Source organism: Mycobacterium sp. P2_H7, assembly GCF_056403275.1.
Genome location: NZ_JBFUFU010000026.1, coordinates 59792 through 80386 on the forward strand (window position 1 = coordinate 59792; position 20595 = coordinate 80386).

Below are 20595 nucleotides of genomic sequence, written 5' to 3' on the forward strand. Positions count from 1 at the left end.
GCGTGATGTAGTCACCCAGTGCTCGGAGTCAGTTCTCGACGTTGGGCGTTGGTAGATCGGGATGCGGTTGAATAGGTCCCAGGTGTGCAAGTAATAAGCCGGGAAGAAACGGAACCCGTGTTCGCCGGCCACTGCTTGGCCGGGGGTCGGCGGACGGCCTCGCCTGCCGGGAAAGGGGCGTAGTTCGGCATGAGATCCGCTGTGCGGTAGGGGTTTCGCATATTGAGATGCAGCGAGACCACCAAGCTTGACGGGTGGGTAGCCCCCTCCGGGATCGTTGCGCTCATCGGCGCGCGGTTCATAGACGGTGACCTCGAAACCACGTTCAGCGAGTTCTTGGGCGGCGCTGAGGCCGGCTATGCCCGCGCCTAGAACTGCCACGGTGGGGCGACGGTGGCAGGAGGCCGGCGGGATGATCGCCGGGCTCACGGCACTCCTGCCCGAAGGCCGGAGAGTAGCGCCGGGTGCGACGGAGCGCGGACAGCGGCATGGACGTAGGCGCGCATCGTGTCGTGTGCGCGCATGATGTCGTCGAGTGTCCCGCGGACCTGCACCGCACCGCTCTCGACGGCACGGTCGAGGCTGATCGCGGCATCGAGAATGTCGAGGATGCTGGTTCGGGTGGTGACGACGCAGGTGTCTGCGCCGGTATCGCGTCCGGAGGTAACCTCGAGGCGTGGTCCGCCGCGCAGAGAGAAACACTCGCCGTCCACATTGAAGTCGACTACCAGCGGACCGAGCGTATGAAGCACCAGACGGTAGCTGTCCGGCACCTCGTCAGCGAGGTGTGCGACTGACTGCCGCAGCAGCGACGAAACCTGTTCAGCCATGGAGAAACTCGAATACGCCGGTACCGATGAAGTCTATCTTCTCGCCGTTGATCGAGCCTGTCATCCGGGCGGTCCCGCTGGACTCGCACAGCACGATCGTCCCGTCCAGTGACACTTCACTGGGCTGTGCCAGCCGAGCATAGGACGCGGGAAAGAACTCGGCGTGCACCATGTCGCCGCACCGAGCTGCCGTGACGTCGATCTTGGCTGGAACGCCAGGGACTTCGCCGTCAAGCAGCAGTCGCATCGGTGGCGGCAGGGTGCAATCGGCGGCCCGACCGAGCGAACCCGAAGTTCGCACCTGCACGGATGCGTGCCGGAAGATGGCCGCGGGTTCGTCGTGATGCCACACATACAAAGCCTGGGACAGGTAGCGAAGTCGTCGCTTGTCGGTCATCCGCAAATAGACCAATGACCAGGGGTCGTTCGAATCGTGCGGAAGTACTGTGCCCCATTCCCACCCGAAGTCATCGCCCCACCAGAACCGGCCCCAGTTGTGGTCGTGGTAGGAGACGTCGTTGTCGAACCGGTGCTCCCGCCCGCGGATGCGTACCCAACCGTGGGCGTGCAATCGAGGCACGAACAACCAGTTCATCCGCCCGGTCCCCAGCGGCTGGTTGTTCACGACGAACGGTTGGCTGGCCGATGTGAAATCCAGCTCAGCTTCGATGCCTTGGGAGGGAAGGCTGATCGTCACCTGATAGCCGTTCGGTCGGATCAGCATGCGATTGGCGCCGATCGTCACGTCGCCGAGGCAAGGCGAGATGGTGACGTCCGACTCTTCGAATCGTGCGATCTCACCGCGCCATTGGGCGTCGTGGCCGATCACGATGACGCGGGGAACCAGGCGGAATCGTCCGCCAGGAGCTGTCTCATTGTTGAGGCTGAAGTTGATCAACAGGCGGAAGCCGTCCGCGTGGATGACGAAGTGGTGCCATTCCTTGAAACCATCCGGTTCGGCGGTTCCGAGCATCGGTGTCCGCATGAAGTCGCTCGTCGCCAATGATGCCGTCACCGCAACCACCGCCCGGTATCCGGGGGAGTGGCGGCTTCGGCCGTCGGCTGTTCTTCGGGTGGCGCCGGGACAGCAAGTCTCTCGATTCCAGCCGCGGTGCTGGCCAGGCCGAGAAGCAGGTACACGAAATCATCGGCTTCACGCGGGCTGCCCGCCACATCTGCGGCCAGTGAGTGCACCACGCTTCCCAGTCCGGCCACACCCACCAAGTAGCTGATGAAGGTGCTCTGCTCGGCATGGGCCGACTGCGGATCGGTGAGCGTCATGCGAAACCATCCGGCCGAAGGCGGGCGAGCACCGAGTCATCGAGGCCGTGCCCGATGATGGCATCAGCCAGCAGCTCCGACCAAGCGGCAGGAGCGGCATGCGGTTCGGCGGGACCGTCAAGCACGTTGAGAGTCAACGTCTCCCAGATTCGTCGCAGATTCTCCACGGCATCGGATGCTGCAAGCGCATCACGTAACTGTCCGCCGGCAGGTGTCTGTGCGTACCGCTTGCCCTCGGCTACCAAGACGTCGTGCAGGTTTCGCGCGGCGACCGGATTGCCGAGAACCGCGCGACGCGCGCCCATCAGGAGCTCGAACATTGCTCGCTCTGAGCCTTCAGACTTGTCTGGTGGAGCAGGAAGTAATTGGGGCGCACTGTGTTCGACAAGATCGAGGGTGGCTTCCCTGATTCGCTCCAACTCGGCCAGCATGCCGATCAGCACTTCGGGGTTCATCGGGATCGCCCGTGTACGTAGTCGACCAGGCCGGCGAGCATGTCGCGGTGTTGACTGGGGGGCAGCCAGTCAAGGTCGGCGAGTATGGTGGCGGCTTCCCTGGCGTGCTGGGCGGCGACATTCCGTGCATGGGTGAGTGAGCCGACGCGCTGCATCAATTCGAAGATCCAGCGAATGTCATCGAGACTCTTGGATTCCAAATGGTGCTGGTCTCGAAGAAATCCGATGATCTCGGCTCGCCCGCCGTGGGAGAGCTCGCCACGCCGGGTCAGCCGCTCCAATAGATCGGTGAGGCTGAGTTCATCGTCTGTGTTGGGACGTCGCCGGGCCATGATCTGCACGGCGCGGTCTCGTTCATCCGCGGTTGCACATCGCAGGGCGTGCAGCAGCATCAGTGTCCGCTTGCCCTCCCAAAGGTCACCGCCGATCTCTTTGCCGTAGTCCTCCGGGTCGGCCCTCAGATTCAGCAGATCATCGGTGATCTGGAAGGCCGCGCCGATGTGCCTGCCGAAGGACTCCAGCGGAGCGAGCTGATCGAGATCGGCGCCCGCGGCCAGTGCGCCGGCCTGCAGCGGGGTGATGAATGAGTACCAGCTCGTCTTGAGCTCGACCATCCTCAGGTAGTCAGTGTCATCCAGCTCCCAGGCATTGGATTTGACCCATTCGAGTTCGAGAGCCTGCCCGTCGACGGTCTGCCGGGTCATGTGCGCGACGGCGCGCAGGATGCGCAGTGCGGGCCCGAGGCCGACCCGTTCCACATTGTCCAGCAGGGGCTGCAGGGTGAGTGAGAGCATGGCGTCGCCGACATTGACGGCGATGGGAATGCCGTGGTCGATGTGCAAGGTGGGTTTGCCGCGGCGCCACCAGGACTCATCCTCGATGTCGTCGTGGATGAGGAACGCGTTGTGATAGAGCTCCAGGGTGGCGGCTGTCGGTAGGACCGCATCGAGGTGGCCGCCGAGGCCCAGGCAGATAGCGATGCTGAGAGCCGGCCGTAGCGCTTTTCCTCCGCGCAACGGATAGTCGAGGATCAGGTCGTGCAGGCTGCTGGATCCCTGTCGGCCGGACCCGTAGAGGCGGTCGATCTCACCGTCGCAGACTTCCTTGCAGTGGGCGAGATATTGCCCCAGTGTGTCTGTGATTGCCGTGGGCGGGTCATCACTCTTTGATGACGACGATGCCACCCGCATCCTTGATCCTTAGCGCGTAGCGAATGCGGACCGCGAGTTCGACCTTGCTGTCGGGTGCCTCACCGACGAGCTCGAGGCTGGGGGTAACGCTGACTGCAAGATCGACCGGCTCCTCGCCTGGGGAGGCGCCGGGTGCACCGCCGTGGGCGATGCGCTGTCGTCGACCAAGCAGAACCATCCGGATCTTCTTGTTGGCGGCAGCGGAATTTACGACCTTTGAAGCTCGGTGGAGCGAGTTGATAGTCGCGGCTGTGAACAAAGAATCAGCGATGGAGTATCCGCTTACCAATTGTGTGACGGCAATGAGACCCGGCGTGTTCGTGATCAGACACGAGGGCGCCCGATACCCCTTGTCTTCGACATTCGCTCGAGCCGGAAGCAGTTGGTCGAGGATTTCTTGCGGCTTGGTCCCGACCAGCACGAGGTCGGCCCACGACGATCCGTTTCGCAACGCCGGGATGACTCTGTCATCCACCGCCTTGGCGAGATCGACTGTCCGCGCAATTACCTCAGCCAACAGGGGGTCAGGTGTCGGAGCCTGCGCCTGGACGAGAGTGACCTTGAAACTGATGTATTCGAGTTCGATGGGAATGAAGCCCGGGTTGTTCACGACGTCGTTGCGCACCAGTGTCTGGCCCGGATCCCCGGTATCCCAGTGTGCGATCGATTGCCACGCTATGGATGTCTGTTCGAAAGTCTCTTGAATGGTCCGGTTGGCAAGGGCTAACCGCTCTGCACTTAGGTACATGCCGACTCCCTGAGGTTCGGCTCAAATCATCGCAGACCTATGTGTTTCCTGTGTCCGAGTTGGTGTCCGTCAATCGGCGTATTTCTGTCCTAGCGAGACCTCTTGACCTGGGGGAAGCTCGCCCCGGGCCATCGAATCGCAGTGTGCGATGTGCAGGGTGGCCACGGCATCGTCCGGTAGCAATTCATGGCATCGCTCGAAGGCGGCTCGCGCCGCATCCGCATCGCCCGCGTCAAACAGTGCGAAGGCTTCGTCGAAGGCCCGCTGCGCCGAATTCTTGGCAAACCGAACGGCTTCCGGATCTTCGTCGTAGACCTCGTAGATCGTGACCGGCTGGCGCCGATTCACCACCATCACCCGTTCCATCCGGCGAATGCAGAACTGGGCTGGATCGTCCAACTGCGCAAGGGTCGCGTCCGAGATGAGCATCGCCGAGTCGTAACGCTTGTTGGTGCACTCGATACGTGCGGCAAGGTTGACGGCGTCACCGATGGTGCTCAGCACCATCCGGTTGACACCGCCCACCAGGCCGAGACCGACGATCCCGGTATTGATCCCGATGCCCACCCGGAGTTCTTCTGAACCGTGAGCCACGCGTTCGACGTTGTGCTTGCGCAGTGAGCGCAGCATGCCGAGCCCGGCCCGCACGGCATCGTCGGGAGTACCGTCGAACACTGCCAGGACCTCGTCGCCGCGCATGTCCTGGATGATGCCGTTGCAGGCAACGATCGGCAGTTCCACCGCACGCAGGAATCCGGTCGCCAGATTGTTGGCTTCCAGCACATCCATGTCTTCGAGCAATGTGGTGTAGCCCCTGATATCGGAGATGAGCACCGTCATCTGACGCTCGACGCGGTAGCCGCTGCGCACCCGGCGGACGTCATCGATGTCCAGCATGCGCAACAACTGATTGGGGACGAACTTGGATTGGACGTCCATCAGGGACTGCCGATGTTCGTCAGCGGCGCGCAGTTGGGCTTCGAGCTGAAAGTTCCAGAGCGGCGCCGCAGCTTGCGCGCACAGGAAGGTCATCGCTTCTTCGTCCCGTGCGGAGAAATGCTGACCGGCCGCCCGTTCGGCGTAAAGCACTCCGATTGTTCTGTCCTGCAATCTGATCGGTGCGGACAAGATGGGCGGGTTCGAGGCGACGTTCACGAGCGCGCCGGATTCCATGACGCGGCGCACGACCGCGTTGTCGTAGGGCACCTCCGTCCAAGGCCCGTCGATGGTGTTGGTGATCCCGGCCTGGTGGACTGCGCGGACTGCCAACTGATCTGGTTCGCCCGTGAGGCAGAGAACCCGTTCGGCACCGGTCATATCGGCTGCGGCCCCCAGGGCGAGTTGGGCCAGGCTCTCCGGCGTTCGCGCGGTGGCGAGGGTGCGCACCAGTTGGCGCGCACCCCCGGGATCGATCCCGCCCTCGGGCTGCACGAGAGCACGACTGAGGAGCCACGGATGGTCACGCGCGAGTCGGTCGGTCCGCAGGATGAACCCCAGCGCCAACCATCGTTGGTAGGCCGTCCGCAGCATGTGCTCGTGCAGTCGGGTCCGACCGATTCCGGAGTACAGGGTGGCCGCTTCCTCGTGTGCGAGCGCAGCGATCAGGGGAAGCTGGTGCTCTTCGGCAAGCTCGACGGCTTTGTCGAGAAATCGTTCGGCTTCGCGAACCCGCCCACGAGCGCGTGCCCAAGCCCCCTCTACCAGCGCGCACGGTGCGGCGTAATTGGCCGGCGCCCCCGCCGCCCACTTCCTGTGCAGCGACAGCGACCGTTGCACAACCTTCTTCGTCGCGCGCTCGTCGGGTGCGGCGTGAATGTGGCTGAGGGCGCTCACCATATGCACGAGCTGAAGTGTGGTCGTCCCAGTGGTGCCGCCGAGATGCTGCATCACCTCGTCGGTGACGCCGACTGCGCCTGCATAGTCGCCGCTCCAGAAATAGAGGCCCTGTTTGACGTCGGCCGCGACGCTGAGCGCCACCTCGTCGCCTTCACGGCGTGCCGCAGGCACGATTTCACGTTCGTCGTAACCGCTCTCACCGGCGACGAGCATCGGATCTTCGCTGCGTCCCAGCAAGTTGAGGCAGAGTTGCTGGAGGGCCTGGCTCAGCGTGCTGGGTACGGGCTGCGAACGGATCTGTGGGATGAGAGACCTTGCCAGCGTGTCGATCTCGCTCAGCGGGCTACCCACGAAGAAGGACTGGGAGATCAGCACAGTGACCAGAAATCCCGCGTACTCCTGATCCCCTTGGTTGAGTGCCAGCGTGATGGCCTCGCGGGTTTGGCTCAAGCCGTCGCGAACCGGGTGGCGCCAGTGCCGGATGAAGTTCAAATAGAGGAACAGTGTCTCCGGCCTGGCGTTCTGGAACTCTGCCCGTTCGGTCAGCTGCAAGGCGACTTCACCGAAGCGTTGCGCTCCGGCCCGGTCGCCCGCTATCACCAGCAGAACGCCATAACTGACGAGGACCAAAGGGGACGACGGCGTGTGACCGTATTTCAAAGTGAGCGCGAGTTGCTTGCGGACGATCAGTGGGAAGAGGTTGGGTCGTGCGATGTAGGACATACTGCGCATCTCGGCGAGAATGCGTTGCGCTTCGATGACACGTCGGTCTGTGCACTCCGGCAAGTCCAGCAGTTGCTCGGTACTCCACCGACTCGCGGTGAGTTTCATACGGCCCAACGCGGTGAGAATTCGGGGCTTACCGGCGTCGGCGGGCAGCGGCTCGCCGAGCCCCGCGAGGGCGTCCAGTCCGATAGCCAACGCATCCTGCAGTCGGTTCTGGGCAATTCGGCCTTTGAGTCGTAGATAGGCGAGTCGAGCACGATCGGCGGGATCACGCAGCACGCCTTCCGCTTCATCGAGCAAGGCGTGCAACACCGGGATGTCGCCCACCAACAGCGCCGCCTCCGCGGCATCGAGTTGCAGTTCGAGCGTCAGCGCGAAATCCGATGACCATCGTCGCTCACCCAGAAGGGTCAGTGCGTTGCGGCAGTAGTCCAGGCACAGCGGAAAGGACGCCTGCGCGCGGGCTTTCCGAGCCGCCCGTTTCAACAGGTCGACAAACCGGAGGCGCTCCTCGAACTCGACGGCTTCCTCGCCGCCCAAGCTGATGTGGCGGGCGGCCTCGAAGAGCCGGTCATCGCCCAATCTGACCAATCGACGGCCGATACCCAGATGAATTTGCCGGCGCGACTCCTCCGAGAGGCCTTCGCGAGCAGACTCGGTCACCCTGTCGTGGCTGAAGCGATAGCGGGCATCGCGGCTGATGACGTTGGCGATCCGCTGTCCGTGGTTGTCGAGGGCTTCGATCAAGCGCAGCTCGAGGGCCGACCAGATCGCGTGTGCGACTACGTCCGCGGGCGCTGTTGCGGCCGCTGTGGCGTCGTCGAGGTCGAACTCGCTGCCGATGCACGTGAGTGAGCGCAGCACGTCACGGTCGCTCGCGCCCAGTTGGTCGAGGTACCGACCGAGGAATTCCGCGGCGGATGCCGAGATCTCGATCGAACTGAGGATCCGGAGGTCCCACCTGGGCTGACCGCTGGGTCCGTCGGGAACCAGAGCTCCGGTCTGTTGCGCGCGGTACAGCAGCTGACGAATCTGAAGGGGGTTACCGTCCGTCCGGTGATGAAACTCGGCCGCGACGTCGCCGAGTTCGACGCTCCGACCGCTGGCGCCGGCAAGCAATTCCTCAACGTCAGGTCGGGACAGCGGCTCAAGGTCGATGAGGCGAATCTCCGGCGCCGATATGCCGGCATCGACGGGGTCGAACTCGCCGGCTCGATGGGCGCCGACGACAAGCACGTTGCGCAATGACACTGTCAGTAGCTCGGTCAGGAACATCAGGGAATCGCGATCCGCCCACTGCAGGTCGTCGATTGCGAGCACCACGGCTCGGAACCCCGCGGTTTCAGCCAGCAGCTGGATGATGGCGCGATGGAGCCGCCGGCGGGTATCAGCCGCCGACTGCAGCACCGACGCATCTCCGGTCGGGGAGTGGAGGTGGGCCAACTCGGGCACGAGTTCGCCGAGGACCATCGCAAGTGATTGAGTGCCACTGATCAGGCCAGAGCGCCAATGGTTGCGTTCGGCGGTGGGGGCGGCCTCCATGGTCCGCACGAGTGCACTGAGGGCCTCTCCCATTGCGGCATACGGTGCGGGCGCCCCGTCGCGACACCGCCCGTAGGCGAAGACGCAGTTCCGTTCCGATATCTCTGCGCCGAAGGCCTGGACCAGGGTTGACTTGCCCACTCCGGATACACCACTGATCAGGACGCAGGCGCCGTCAGCCCGGCCGGCAGAATCCACGGCCGTGCGCAGGTCGATCATCTCCTGGCGCCGGTCGACCACCCGTCCGTCGAAATCGAGTACCGGGGTTGTCACTGCCGGACGGGCTCCATTCTCGTGACGGCCCCTCCCACGCGCTGTGGCTGATGGTTCGCTTGTGTGGCTGCGAATGCGTCAGCTTAGCGTTTCCGCCTACGTGAGAGTTGACGATGAATGCGGTTCCTGTGAGAAATTCCGCGTGGCGAACCGAACATTTGGACCGACCTCATTTGCTGAAATCGTCGTCGTGTTGCCGGGCAATCGATTGCCCCGCAACACATTAACTTGTCATCGCAAATAGATTGGTGCGGCTGTGGCCCTCGAACCGCCCTTAGGCTCGACACCGGGGGACATGGATGAACCGGGACTCGACCACCACGCTGCACGCCAGCGGCCACCGCTTTCTGGTGCGCCGCATGGAGTACGCGCTGGCGTGCCGGGACACCCGCATGCTCGACGACCCGATCCGCGCGCAGTCCTTGGCGCTTGCCGTGGGTGCCCTGCTGACCATCATCGCCGTCGGCGTCTTCATGGCGCTGGCGTTGATGCGGCCCCACGGCACCATCGGATCCGCACCCGTCGTCATCGCCCGCGAATCGGGTGCGATCTACGTGCAGGTCGGCGACACCTTGCACCCGGCGATGAATCTCGCATCGGCTCGGTTGATCGCCCGCACGCCCGCGACGCCGGTTCTGGTCAGCACCGCGAGCATCGCCGCGGCCAAGCGTGGTCCGCTGATGGGAATCCCCGGGGCACCGGCGACCCTGCCCGCCGTGACGTCGGGCACGGCGGTCTGGACGGTCTGTGATGGCAAGGTGACGACGGTGTTCGTCGGCGCCGCGCGCGACGACCCGGTCGCGCCACCGCTGCTCGTGCGTCCCGCCGGGGATAGCGCGGCCATCGTGTATCTGCTCTACGACGGACGGCGTGCCCTCGTCGACCTACGCGACCGGGTGGTGGTCCGGGCGCTGCGTCTCGACGGTGTTGAACCACTACGACTCTCGCGCGTCGCGTTGAACCTGCTGCCCGAGGTGGCGCCGATCCGGGTGCCCGTCATCGACAAGGTGGGCACGCCTGGTCCCCGTCAACTTCCGGGGAGCCGCGTGGGAACGGTCCTGCAGGTGCACCGCGCCGACGCAGCCCCGGACAACTACGTGGTACTTCCGTCGGGAATACAGCGAGTCAGCCCGGTGGCAGCCGATCTCGTCCGGTTCGCCGTGGCGCAGGCCGACCCCATCCGAGAGGTACCGGCAGACCGAATCGCGAATGTTCCCGTCGTCGAATCACTTCCGCTGCGGCATCTCCCGCAGAACGGTGCCACACCGGCCGGGGATCAACTCACCACGCCGGTCTGCGTGCGCTGGGTGCCGCGCCAGGTCGGTGCGGCCCCGGAGGTGACCGTGACGGCCGCGACAACCCCGCCGTCACAACCTCCTCCGGTCACGCTGGCTCAAGCGGACGGCGACGGCCCACACATCGACGCCGCCACGATCTCGGAGGGCGCGTACGTGCACGCGACCGGTGCCGCAGGGACGGGAGCCGCAACGGGGCCACTGTTCTTCATCGACCAGGCAGGTGTGGCATACGGCGTGGACGGATCCGAAACCGCACACAGCCTGGGGCTGCCCGATTCGCCAGGCAGCGGGCCGTGGCCGGTTCTCGCGTCCTTACCGCGGGGGCCCGCTCTGAGCGCCGCCGACGCCTCAGTCCAACGGGATGGTCTCCCGCCTCCGGCGTAGCCGCGGCACCGAGATCAGCACGGCGGCAACGGCGAGACACATCGCCGCGCCCACCAACGCCGGACGCGCGGTGCCCACGGAGATGTCTACGCCCGGGAGCGGCGCAGCCGGTGCAAACGGAGTACGTGGTGTGGTTCCTGGGCCGACATCGTCGAGCGCGCCCACCACATCGACGATGCCGCGGCCCAGCGCGGGGTTCCAGCCGGATCCCGGCGTCAGGGCGGTGTCCTCGATGCGCTTCATCACTTGCCGGGCCGTCAGGTGTGGCACCGCCGCACGCAGCAGCGCCACCGCTCCCGCCACCATCGGCGCGGAATAGCTCGTTCCGGAGATGCTCCGGGGCTCGCCATCATCGGATGACTGGTTCACCACGCCTTCACCGGCCGGGCTCAGTGACGTGACATCCTCTGCAGGCGCGGCCACATCCACCCACGGACCGCCCAGACTGAATTCCGACGCTGTGCCGTCAGCGCGCGCCGAGCCGACGGTCAGCACGTAGTCGTCATACCAACACGGGCTTGCCACCACGTCGACGTGTTCCCAGTCCGGCCGGCCTGCGGATAACGGATTCTGCTTCGGGCAGCTGCCGTGTCCACCGACGTTGCCCGCCGCTGCCACCACCACCGCGTTCTTGACATCCACCGCGTAGGCCAGGGCCGCTCCGAGCGCACGATCGTCGAGGACGTCGTCGGCAGCGACGCACGCCACCGACGAGATGTTGATGACCGTCGCGCCGCGGTCCGCAGCCAGTCGCACCGCCGCTGCCAGCGTGTCGACGTCACCCACACCCTCACCGCCGTCCACGTCGCGGAATCGGCTGCTGGACTGACGGATACCGAGGATTGTGGCCTCCGGCGCGATACCGCTGAACCCCGACTCCTCGTCGAGTGCCGCGCCGATGATGCCCGCAACGATGGTCCCGTGCCCATCACAATCCTCGGTTCCGTCACCCGTGCCGACGAAGTCTCCGCCGGGCACCAAGTGAGGCAGCAAGCGGTGGCGGGCCACCCCAGTGTCGATGACCGCCACCGTCTGGCCGGCACCGCGGGTCACCGCCCACGCCGCTTGGAGGTCGGGTCGGTCGGGCAGTCGTCGGGTGACGGAATCCGCTGCGACGGCGCACTCCTTGGATCGCTCGGTCTGGAACGGAGGTGCCGCTGGGCCTGGCCGGGGCAAGAACGACGGGTCCACCGGTGGCGGGGAAACTGCTCGCGCCGTCGGTGCGCAGACGATCGGGACAGTGGCCAGGATTGCCGCGGCGAGGAGCGCCGCCATGCGTGTCACCACGGCATGTTCATGTTCCGGGCGACGCCGAACAATCCGGAAGTCCAACCGGCCAAGGGGATTACGGACACCAGCAGCGCACCCTCGAGCACGTCGACGTAGCGAGCCCAGGACGGGCTGACCGAATGTCGTTGCGCGTAGAGGCTGCCAGCCACCCCTACACTCGTGACCGCGAGCCAGCCGGCGTGCGCGGGCACCGATAGTAAGAGAATGACCGAAGTTGCTGTGGCGCAGACCAGTCCACCGGACACCACGGCGATTCTACAGTCACCGTCGGCAAACAGGCGTGACCGCAGAAACAGCACCCCCGCCACCACGGCGGGCAACACCGGGCCGGCCGCGGGCACGGAACCGGCCTCTGCGTAGCCGACTGCCAACACCGCAGCACCCGTCGCGGCGGCAGCGGCGCTACCCGACACGACCCCGGCCAGCACCGCGCGTGCGTGCACTGCGCGTCGGTCGGTCACGGCCGACTCCGTGTGCCCGGTGAGCGCCGGGGTCAATCCCGTCAGCATGATCACCAGCCGGGCAGCGGTGCCGAGGGTGCTCAGTGCGGCGAGGGTGAGGATGGCGGCGACGACGAGCATTCCGACCGGTGTGACCACGGCGGGCGTGACCGCCACCGCCACCAGGGCAGCGAAGGTCGCGCAGGCGGTGAGAAGTGTTGTACCGCTGCGCGTCAGCCGCAGGAGTGCGATGGACGACACCGCCGCGGCAGCGGATCCCAGCAACACATTCGCAGCATGCGGTGACGTCCCGATAACGAGATACCCAGTCGCCGCGCTGAATATCACCGCGACGACGCACGATGCCATGCGCGCGCCCGGCGCGCGCCGCGCGACCACCGCAGCGATGGCCACGGTGGCAGCGCCGATGGCTGCCGACACCACTGGATTGCCGTCCATCGCCAACGGGGCCATCAGGGTGGCGACGGCCACCGCGGCGCACCACGCCCACGCCTCGGATACCCGCGCGGTGGGGCGTGGCGCCTGCGCCGAATCGACCGTGCGGAATTGCCCGGGGGCGGTACGGGCGAACGTTGGTACGGGCGCGCCGGACATGGTGAGAACGTCGCCGTCGTGAACACCGCACTCCCGCAGCGTCATCGCAGCATCGAGCCACTCGCCGAGTGGCCGGCGCAGGTGCCAGGTGCGGGTGACATCGGCGCGCACGTCGTGCCCGGCGACGAGATCGACGAGGTCCGGCAGCAAGGCCGCAAGCGGTAAACCCCGCGGCAGGGCCACATCGACCAGCACGCCCGACCATGCGACCGACACCCGGCACAGCGAATCTTCCACCGCAGCAACCCTCCTCACACGTGGCTTCACGTTACGCACCCCGGGCGGGGTGCCGGCGCACCAAAATTGAGCGGAACCGAGTGGCGTCCCGGTGCGTCGAACCCATTGTGGAAACCGTGAAGCCGCCGCCTTCGGGTGCCGTCGAACTGCGACGTCCGCCGGACCTGCCTGGCACCCCGCCGATCAATCCGCTGACCCGCCTGCTTCCGGTGGTCATGCTGGTGGCCGTCGGGGGAATGGCCGCGGTGTACCTGACCTCTGGGCAGACGACGGCGCGGAATCCGATGTTCCTGCTCTTTCCCGTCATGATGCTGGCATCCGCGTTGGGTACGTTGGCGCACACCTTCCGCGGCCGCACCGGCGAGATCAACGCCTCACGTCGCAGCTATCTGCGCTATCTCGACGCGGTGTCCGATGATGCCGCGGATACCGCGCGCCACCAGCATGAGTACCTGCATCGGATGCACCCCGAACCTGGTGGGCTGTGGACTCTGGTCGATGGCCCGCGCAGGTGGGAGCGCCGCCCCGGTGACCGGGACTTCGGGGTGATCAGGGTGGGCCTCGGGGCCGTCGCGCTCTCGACACCGCTGGTCGGTCCGTCGTCCGGCCTCACGGAGGAGACGGACCCGGTGACGGTCGGTGCGCTGAACGAGGTGCTGGAGGCGTGGGCGTTACTCGACGATGTCCCGGTCACCCTCACCTTGGAAGACGGTGCCCGGCTGCCGTTCGGTACGGGCCGGGACCTGGTGCGGGCCATGGTCTGTCAGTTGGCCGTGCTGCACAGCCCGCGCGACGTGAAGGTTGCGGTCGTCGTGCCCGCCGGTGATACACACTGGGATTGGCTGAAATGGCTCCCGCACCATGGTGATCACCGCGGGGCCGATGCCGTGGGCCCGCGCAGGCTCACCTTTGCCGACCTCGCCACTGCGCTGGAAACCTGTGCAACGCTCGGAGCCGTCCAGATGGTGATCATCGCGGACGGGGTGGATGTCTCGAGCGTGGAGATCACGTCCGGGGTGACGGTGCTCGACATCACCGACGACGGGGTCGCTGCGCCTCGCGCGGGATGGCGTCCGGACGGTCTCGGCACTGCCGAGGCGTTGATCTGTGCTCGCAGGCTTGCTCGGTACCTCTCCGATGTGCCCGCTGGGGCATCGCCGGGATGGCCCGACCTGGTCGGTGTCGGGTCATCAGGTGTGTTCGACCCGGCCGTGGGATGGCGTCCACGGGCGGATGAGGACCGGCTTCGGGTACCCATCGGCTTCATCGACACCGCCGACCGGCGCGGAGATCCGCTCGCACTGGACATCAAGGAAGCGGCCTACGGCGGCATGGGACCGCACGGCCTGTGCATCGGTGCGACGGGTTCAGGAAAGTCCGAGTTCCTGCGCACCTTGATCCTCGGGCTGATCGCCACCCACCCGCCCGATGAGCTGAACCTTGCGTTGATCGACTTCAAGGGCGGTGCGACATTTCTCGGACTGGACCGAGCCGCTCATGTGGCCGCCGTCATCACCAACCTCGCCGATGAAGCACACCTGGTGGACCGGATGCGGGATGCGCTGACCGGTGAGATGAACCGCAGGCAGGAGCTGTTACGTGCGGCCGGAAACCTGGCCGGGGTGCACGAGTACCGGCTGGCGCGGGCCGCCGGCGCGGACCTGCCCGCGCTGCCCGTGCTGTTCATCGTCGTCGACGAGTTCTCCGAACTGCTCAGCCGGCAGCCCGATTTCGCCGAACTGTTCGTCGCGATCGGTCGGGTCGGCCGCTCCCTGGGCATGCATCTGCTGTTGGCGAGCCAGCGTTTCGACGAGGGCCGGATGCGAGGTCTGGACACCCATCTGTCGTACCGGGTGTGCCTGAAGACGTTCTCCACCAGTGAATCCCGGGCCGTGCTCGGCATTCCGGACGCCTATCATCTCCCGGCTGCTCCCGGGTCGGCCTACCTCAGGACGCCGGCGGGGGAGACGGTCCGTTTCCGCACCGCATTCGTGTCGGGACCGATCAGGGAATCGGCGCCGACGCACCCGGACGTGSCGCGCCTGTTCACCGCGGCACCCGTGGACCACGACAGGGCTGCCGAGGCGCCGCGACCGACGTTGCTCGACGCCGTGCTGAACGGGTTGACCGGCCATGGCCGCCCGGCGCACCGTGTCTGGCTTCCACCGCTGGACGCCCCACCGATGCTGGGAGAGCTGCTCGCCGAGCACCGAGGCGGTCCGCTGCGGGTGCCCATCGGACTGGTGGACAACGCCTTCGCGCAACGGTGCGACCCCTTGATGGTGGACCTGGGAGGCGCCGCGGGTCATGCCGCGGTGGTCGGCGCCACTCGATCGGGTAAATCCACCGCCCTCTGCGCAATCCTGTTGGCGCTGGCGGTAACCCACGGTCCCGCCGAACTGCGGTTCTACCTGCTGAACTTCGGTGGCGGCGCGTTGTCCCCGCTGGACGGCTTGCCGCACACCGGTGTCTGCGCGGGCCCCGGGGACGGCGAGCTGGCTCGCCGGGCCGTCACGCACGTGCACGATCTGCTGCGGGGGCGGGAAGCCGGGACACCCGACGTGGAAGGTGAGGTGTTCCTCGTCGTCGACGGATGGGCGGCCCTCCGACAGGAGTGTGACGGATTGGAGGAGGCCATCACCGCGCTGGTCGCACGAGGTCTCGCACATCGCGTCCACGTCGTCATCACGGCATCCCGATGGGCGGAGTTGCGGCCCGCGCTCAAGGACCAGATCGGCACCCGCATCGAATTGCGGCTGGGCGAGCCGGCCGAGTCCGAGATGGATCGCAAGCGGGCCCGACTGCTCGCCGACCGCCGGGCGGGCACGGGCCTGACTCGCGAGGGTCTGTTCACCGTGATCGCGCGCCCCACCCTCTTCGGCATGGATATCGATGCGGCGGTGCAGGTTCTGCGCGCCAGGCACGGTGACTCGACGGTGCCGAGGATCCGGTCGTTGCCGGTGATGCTGCGCTGGCCTGAAGACCTGATGCACACGGACCGTCCCACAAACGGGATCGTCATCGGCCTGGGCGAGAACAGAATGCAGCCGGCGGCCCTCGATTTCCGCAAGCACGGTCACCTCATCGTGCTCGGCGAGAGCGAATGCGGAAAGACGGCGGCCCTACGCACCCTCTGTCTCGCGCTGACGGGTCCGGCCACCGCTGACGAAGTGCGGTTGCTCCTCGTGGACTATCGCCGCACCCTGTTGGGTGCGGTCGACTCCGCGCATGTCGCCGGGTACGCGGTATCGGCCGACGCACTGGCGGCGCACCTGAAACCCGTACTCGCGCAGTTACGCTCCCGAGTGCCGGGACCTGCCGTGACACAGCAACAATTGCGCGATCGCTCCTGGTGGTCCGGTCCGGAGATCTATTTCGTGATCGACGACTACGAACTCGTGCCGGTCGCGGCGGGCAACCCGCTGGGACCGCTGCTGGAATACCTACCGCACGCCAAGGACCTGGGTTTGCACATCATCGTGGCCCGCGGCTCAGGGGGTGCCGCGCGGGCCATGTTCGACCCGCTCCTGGCGCGGCTGCGCGAGCTCGGAAGCGCCGGCCTGATGATGAGCGCGGGCTCGGAGGAGGGTGTGCTGCTGGGCTCGACCCGTCCGGTGCCACTGCCGCCCGGCCGGGCCACCTTGACCGTGCGGGGCTCACCCGATGAGCGCATTCAGGTTGCCTGGGCCGAACCGTGATGACCACCGCCACGGTTCTCGTCGGCCCCGCCACGGTGCGTGGTCCCTGCCCGGTCCGCAGCGAGTTAGCCCGCGCGGCAGTGACTTTCCTCGATGACCGCGAGACGGTTCTCGGTGATCGCCGCGTGGCGGTGGACACGGTGCTGGGTGAGGTGATCGCCACCGTGGCGGGGGAACACCCCCGGGCCGCGGGTGCTGTGATGCTGGTCTGCCCGGGATGGTGGCCGTCGGCCTGGCAGGATCGGATCCGCGCGGCGGCCGTCACGATGTTCGCCGAAGCCGTTGTGGTGCAACGGCCAGAACTGTATCGGCGAATGCGTCCCGACGTGGACGTCGTCGTCGAGATCGCCGATGAATTCGTCGTCGCAGGCACCGGTCGGTCCATGCTGTTCGTTGCCTCGCGACGGGCGGGCGTAGTCGACGCGGTGGTGGCGGGCCTCGGCGAACCCACGTCGACACTCATCGATGTGCCCGGTGGAGTTCGGGGCGCACGGACCATCGCCACCCAGATCGCGGCCCGGCTGCGCCGCACCGGCGAGGTCGAGATCGTCGGAGATCCGCTGTTGCTCCGCGCGGTGAGGGAGATGTCCGCACCGCCTGCCCCGCGGCCGGGCCGACGGGTGAGGTGGGTGGCTGCCGCCCTGTTGCTGACGACCGCCACCGCCGGCGCGGCACTGCACCGTGAAATACCGAATCCATCAACGGTATTGATCACCGAAGGCCGGGTCAGCGCCAGCGTGCCGGTGGGCTGGGCGGTCGAACGCATCACCGCCGGTAGGGGGTCGCGCCGCGTGCAGGTCGCCGAACCGGGTGGCGAACGTGCGGTGCTCATCGTGCAGTCACCGGCCGAAGCCGACATGGCCGCGACAGCGGCGACCCTGGCCTCGGCATTGCAGCGCGAGAATCCACTGGTGTTCGCCGACTTGCAGACAGCGGCGCAGCGTGGTGGTCGACCGGTCGTCAGCTACACCGAGACAAGGGCAGGGCGGCAGGTGGATTGGGCCGTCTTCCTCGACGACGGGATGCGCATCGCCATCGGATGTCAGAGCCCCCCGGGGCAGCCGATGCGGGAGATCTGCGACCAGACCATCGCGTCTGCCCATGCGGTGCGGTGAAGAAACTCGGAACCGAAATGGCTTCCGCTGCGTCCAACTTCTGTAGTGGGTACACAACGAGAGGACTCAGATGACTTCGCTGAATACCGATTTCGACCTCATGCATGCGGTCGCCGGGCAGATCGACTCCCGCAACGAGGAGATCCGGGCCATGCTCGGGTCGTTCATCGGCCGTATGAGCGCGGTCCCGCCGTCGGTGTGGGGAGGTGCCGCGGCGGTGCGCTTCCGCGAGGTCGTCGACCGGTGGAACACAGAATCGACGGCACTGAACCACGCCCTGGCTCGGATCTCGGAGACCATCCGGGTCAATGAGCGCACCCTGCGCGAGGCCGGTGACGGCCATTCACAGCAGATCGCCGCCGTTACCCAGGATCTTTGAGGAGCCACCCATGGATGCCACCTTGTCTTACAACTTCGACGAGATCGAATACACCGTGCGTCAGGAAATCCACACCACCTCGGCACGGTTGAGTGCGGCGCTGGACGACCTGCGCGCACAGATCGCGCCACTGCAACAGATCTGGACGCGCCAGGCCGCCGAGGCGTACCGCACCGAGCAGATGCGCTGGGACCAGTCCGCATCGGTGTTGCAGGACATCCTGTTCCGATTGGGAAATGCGGTTCGCGACGGTGCCGACGACATCGCGGCCACCGACCGCCAGGCTGCCAACGCATGGGGCTTCTGATGGCCCCGGCGTTGCCATGAGACCTGCGCGGTCCCGTCGGGAGGAGAGGACCGGCGGGATCGCGCAGTCAGACCAGCTCCACACCCACAGAAGTGACAAACTCACTCAAATGTCCTGTCCGACTTGCCACTCGCGAATGGCGGGTCGCAACGCGGTGATCTTGAGCAGCTTCGCGGGTTCGTTCCCGCCGCAAGCAAATGGGGCTATGGTGTGGAATGCGGCCGAGGCAGTGAGGCTTCCGGCCGTGATCGGGAGCGTGATCATCTGTGAGGACGACCAAAGGGCCGAGTGCTCGGGAGCTTCGTGCTGTGCACGAACTCTTCGTCGCCGGGGAGGTCGACGTCGCGGAGCTGGAGCCCACGACGGTGCGGCCCGTCGTCGCCAAGAGTTGGCAACGCAGCCTCGCCAAGGGCGTCGATCCGGACTTCGACCGCGCCCGGCCTGCTGCCGTGGCCGCCGGCATCGCCAAGCTGCGTGACTCCCATCCCCTGGCACCCGCGTTGCCCGTGATCCGGCGACTGCTGGTCGACGACGCGGTCGACGCGGGCGTCGTCGTGGCGGTCACCTCGGCCGACGGCATGCTGCTCTGGGTCGAAGGCGACCCGAAGGCGTGCCGTAAAGCCGAACAGATGAACTTCGTCCCCGGCGCGGACTGGAGCGAACGCAGCGCCGGGACCAACGCGCCCGGCACCGCCCTGGCACTGGACCGTGAACTGCAGATCAGGGGCTCGGAGCATTTCTCCCGCGTCGTGCAGCCGTGGAGTTGCACCGCCACCCCGTTGCACGACCCGGACACCGGCGCCCTGCTCGGTGCCATCGACCTCACCGGCGGCGCGCAAGCCGCGTCGGCGCAGACATTGGCACTGGTCAGGGCCACCGCGCTGGCGGTGGAGAATCATCTCGCGTTGTTGCGGTTGACCGGCAGCATCCCCGAGCCTGCGACCCGCAAGCCTCATCTGGTGGTGCTCGGCGCCGACCGTCCGCGCTGGGTGACCACCGACATGTACGGTCACCTGCGCGCGACGATGCTCACCGGCAGGCATGCCGACATCCTGGTGCTGCTCAGTCGCCACCCCGAGGGACTGTCCGCCGATCATCTGGCCGTGCTGCTCGACGACAAGGACCTCGACGTCGTGACGGTCCGGGCCGAGATGTCACGCCTGCGCAAGGTCATCGGCGCCGAATACCTGGAGTCGCGGCCCTATCGGCTGCTGGTCCCGATCACCACCGACATTGGTGAAGTGTTCGACGCACTCGATCTCGGGGACGTCGAATCCGCCCTGGCCGCCTACCACGGGCCTTTGCTGCCGCAGTCGGTATCCCCGTCGATTGCTCGGCTACGCATGCAGTTGTCGGCGAGCATGCGGGGCGCGGTGCTTGCTGAGTGCACGCGGGGTGACATGGCTCCGCTGCGTCGCTGGCTGGATATGCCGGAAGGCCGCGACGACCGTGACGGCTGGGAGGCGCTGCAGAACAGCTCCTCGATCGGTCCGGTGGTCCGGGCCCAGGCCGGCGGCCATCTCGCGGGCCTCGACTTCGAACTGGGCTGAGGTCCGCTTCGCCGGGTCACCGCGTGCAACGGTGCTGCAACCCTGCCTTTCGTACATTTAGTGACGACCGCCACATTTCGTCGTCCTTCGGCAGGAGAAATTTCCATGACTGTGTACGCGCGCCCGGGCGCTGAGGGTTCTTTGATGTCGTTTAAGGCGCGTTATGCGAATTTCATCGGGGGGCAGTGGGTGGCCCCGTCTGCGGGCCGGTATTTCGAGAATCCGTCGCCGGTGACGGGGGCGGTGTTTTGCGAGATTCCGCGTTCGGATGAGGTGGATGTGGAGGCGGCGTTGGATGCCGCGCATGCTGCGGCGCCGGGGTGGGGGAAGACTTCGCCGGCGGAGCGGGCGGTGATCTTGAATCGGATTGCGGATCGGATTGAGGAGAATCTGGAGTCGAT

Annotated in this window: 16 protein-coding genes and 1 pseudogene; 7 read left to right on the forward strand and 10 right to left on the reverse strand. The window is 66.3% G+C overall.

The features are described 5' to 3' along the window. Positions 1–300: 300 nt before the first annotated feature. From AC1DY7_RS29375 to AC1DY7_RS29410, 8 genes and pseudogenes are all read right to left on the reverse strand, one after another. Positions 301–429, reverse strand: a pseudogene (locus AC1DY7_RS29375) (FAD-dependent oxidoreductase); the annotation flags it as partial. Continuing rightward, complete coding sequence (locus tag AC1DY7_RS29380) at positions 426–830, reverse strand: SCP-2 sterol transfer family protein (protein WP_477497275.1); 405 nt, start codon at positions 828–830, stop codon at positions 426–428. The pseudogene AC1DY7_RS29375 and the gene AC1DY7_RS29380, both read right to left, overlap by 4 nt. Then, positions 823–1845 (reverse strand): hypothetical protein, encoded by a 1023-nt coding sequence (locus tag AC1DY7_RS29385; protein WP_477497296.1) that lies wholly within the window; start codon positions 1843–1845, stop codon positions 823–825. The genes AC1DY7_RS29380 and AC1DY7_RS29385 overlap by 8 nt, the downstream gene beginning before the upstream one ends. Further along, entirely contained in the window at positions 1842–2111 is a 270-nt protein-coding gene (locus AC1DY7_RS29390; RefSeq protein ID WP_477497276.1) for a hypothetical protein, read from the reverse strand. Before AC1DY7_RS29390 ends, AC1DY7_RS29385 begins: the two co-directional genes overlap by 4 nt. Then, a complete protein-coding gene (locus AC1DY7_RS29395; RefSeq protein ID WP_477497277.1) occupies positions 2108–2566 on the reverse strand; it encodes a hypothetical protein in 459 nt (152 codons plus the stop codon). Before AC1DY7_RS29395 ends, AC1DY7_RS29390 begins: the two co-directional genes overlap by 4 nt. Next, positions 2563–3756 (reverse strand): polyprenyl synthetase family protein, encoded by a 1194-nt coding sequence (locus tag AC1DY7_RS29400; protein WP_477497278.1) that lies wholly within the window; start codon positions 3754–3756, stop codon positions 2563–2565. Before AC1DY7_RS29400 ends, AC1DY7_RS29395 begins: the two co-directional genes overlap by 4 nt. Further along, complete coding sequence (locus AC1DY7_RS29405; protein ID WP_477497279.1) at positions 3725–4504, reverse strand: hypothetical protein; 780 nt, start codon at positions 4502–4504, stop codon at positions 3725–3727. Before AC1DY7_RS29405 ends, AC1DY7_RS29400 begins: the two co-directional genes overlap by 32 nt. Before the next feature lie 69 nt (positions 4505–4573). Next, positions 4574–8881 (reverse strand): AAA family ATPase, encoded by a 4308-nt coding sequence (locus tag AC1DY7_RS29410; protein ID WP_477497280.1) that lies wholly within the window; start codon positions 8879–8881, stop codon positions 4574–4576. Positions 8882–9180: 299 nt separating this feature from the next. Between AC1DY7_RS29410 and eccB the strand changes: the two genes are divergently transcribed. Then, positions 9181–10563, forward strand: coding sequence for a type VII secretion protein EccB (gene eccB / locus AC1DY7_RS29415; protein WP_477497281.1), 1383 nt, complete (start codon positions 9181–9183; stop codon positions 10561–10563). On the opposite strand, the gene mycP is transcribed toward eccB, so the two are convergent. Beyond that, positions 10528–11838 (reverse strand): type VII secretion-associated serine protease mycosin, encoded by a 1311-nt coding sequence (mycP, locus tag AC1DY7_RS29420; RefSeq protein ID WP_477497282.1) that lies wholly within the window; start codon positions 11836–11838, stop codon positions 10528–10530. The two genes, eccB and mycP, sit on opposite strands and share 36 nt — an antisense overlap. A 5-nt stretch (positions 11839–11843) precedes the next feature. Then, positions 11844–13145 (reverse strand): type VII secretion integral membrane protein EccD, encoded by a 1302-nt coding sequence (gene eccD / locus AC1DY7_RS29425; protein ID WP_477497283.1) that lies wholly within the window; start codon positions 13143–13145, stop codon positions 11844–11846. A gap of 116 nt (positions 13146–13261) precedes the next feature. On the opposite strand from eccD, the gene eccCa reads away from it, so the two are divergent. From eccCa to AC1DY7_RS29455, 6 genes are all read left to right on the forward strand, one after another. Further along, positions 13262–16843, forward strand: coding sequence for a type VII secretion protein EccCa (eccCa, locus tag AC1DY7_RS29430; RefSeq protein ID WP_477497284.1), 3582 nt, complete (start codon positions 13262–13264; stop codon positions 16841–16843). Further along, the gene (locus AC1DY7_RS29435) at positions 16843–17958 is read left to right on the forward strand and encodes a type VII secretion-associated protein (protein ID WP_477497285.1); all 1116 of its coding nucleotides are present in this window, start codon (positions 16843–16845) and stop codon (positions 17956–17958) included. Before eccCa ends, AC1DY7_RS29435 begins: the two co-directional genes overlap by 1 nt. 70 nt (positions 17959–18028) lie before the next feature. Continuing rightward, positions 18029–18337, forward strand: coding sequence for a WXG100 family type VII secretion target (locus tag AC1DY7_RS29440; protein ID WP_477497286.1), 309 nt, complete (start codon positions 18029–18031; stop codon positions 18335–18337). Between the two features lie 10 nt (positions 18338–18347). Further along, positions 18348–18644, forward strand: a complete 297-nt coding sequence (locus tag AC1DY7_RS29445) for a WXG100 family type VII secretion target (protein ID WP_477497287.1) — start codon at positions 18348–18350, stop codon at positions 18642–18644. Between the two features lie 308 nt (positions 18645–18952). Beyond that, positions 18953–20194: a helix-turn-helix domain-containing protein gene (locus AC1DY7_RS29450; RefSeq protein ID WP_477497288.1), complete on the forward strand. Its 1242-nt coding sequence runs from the start codon at positions 18953–18955 to the stop codon at positions 20192–20194. A gap of 105 nt (positions 20195–20299) precedes the next feature. Continuing rightward, positions 20300–20595: aldehyde dehydrogenase family protein (locus tag AC1DY7_RS29455; RefSeq protein WP_477497289.1), on the forward strand; the 296-nt coding region annotated here is incomplete at its 3' end.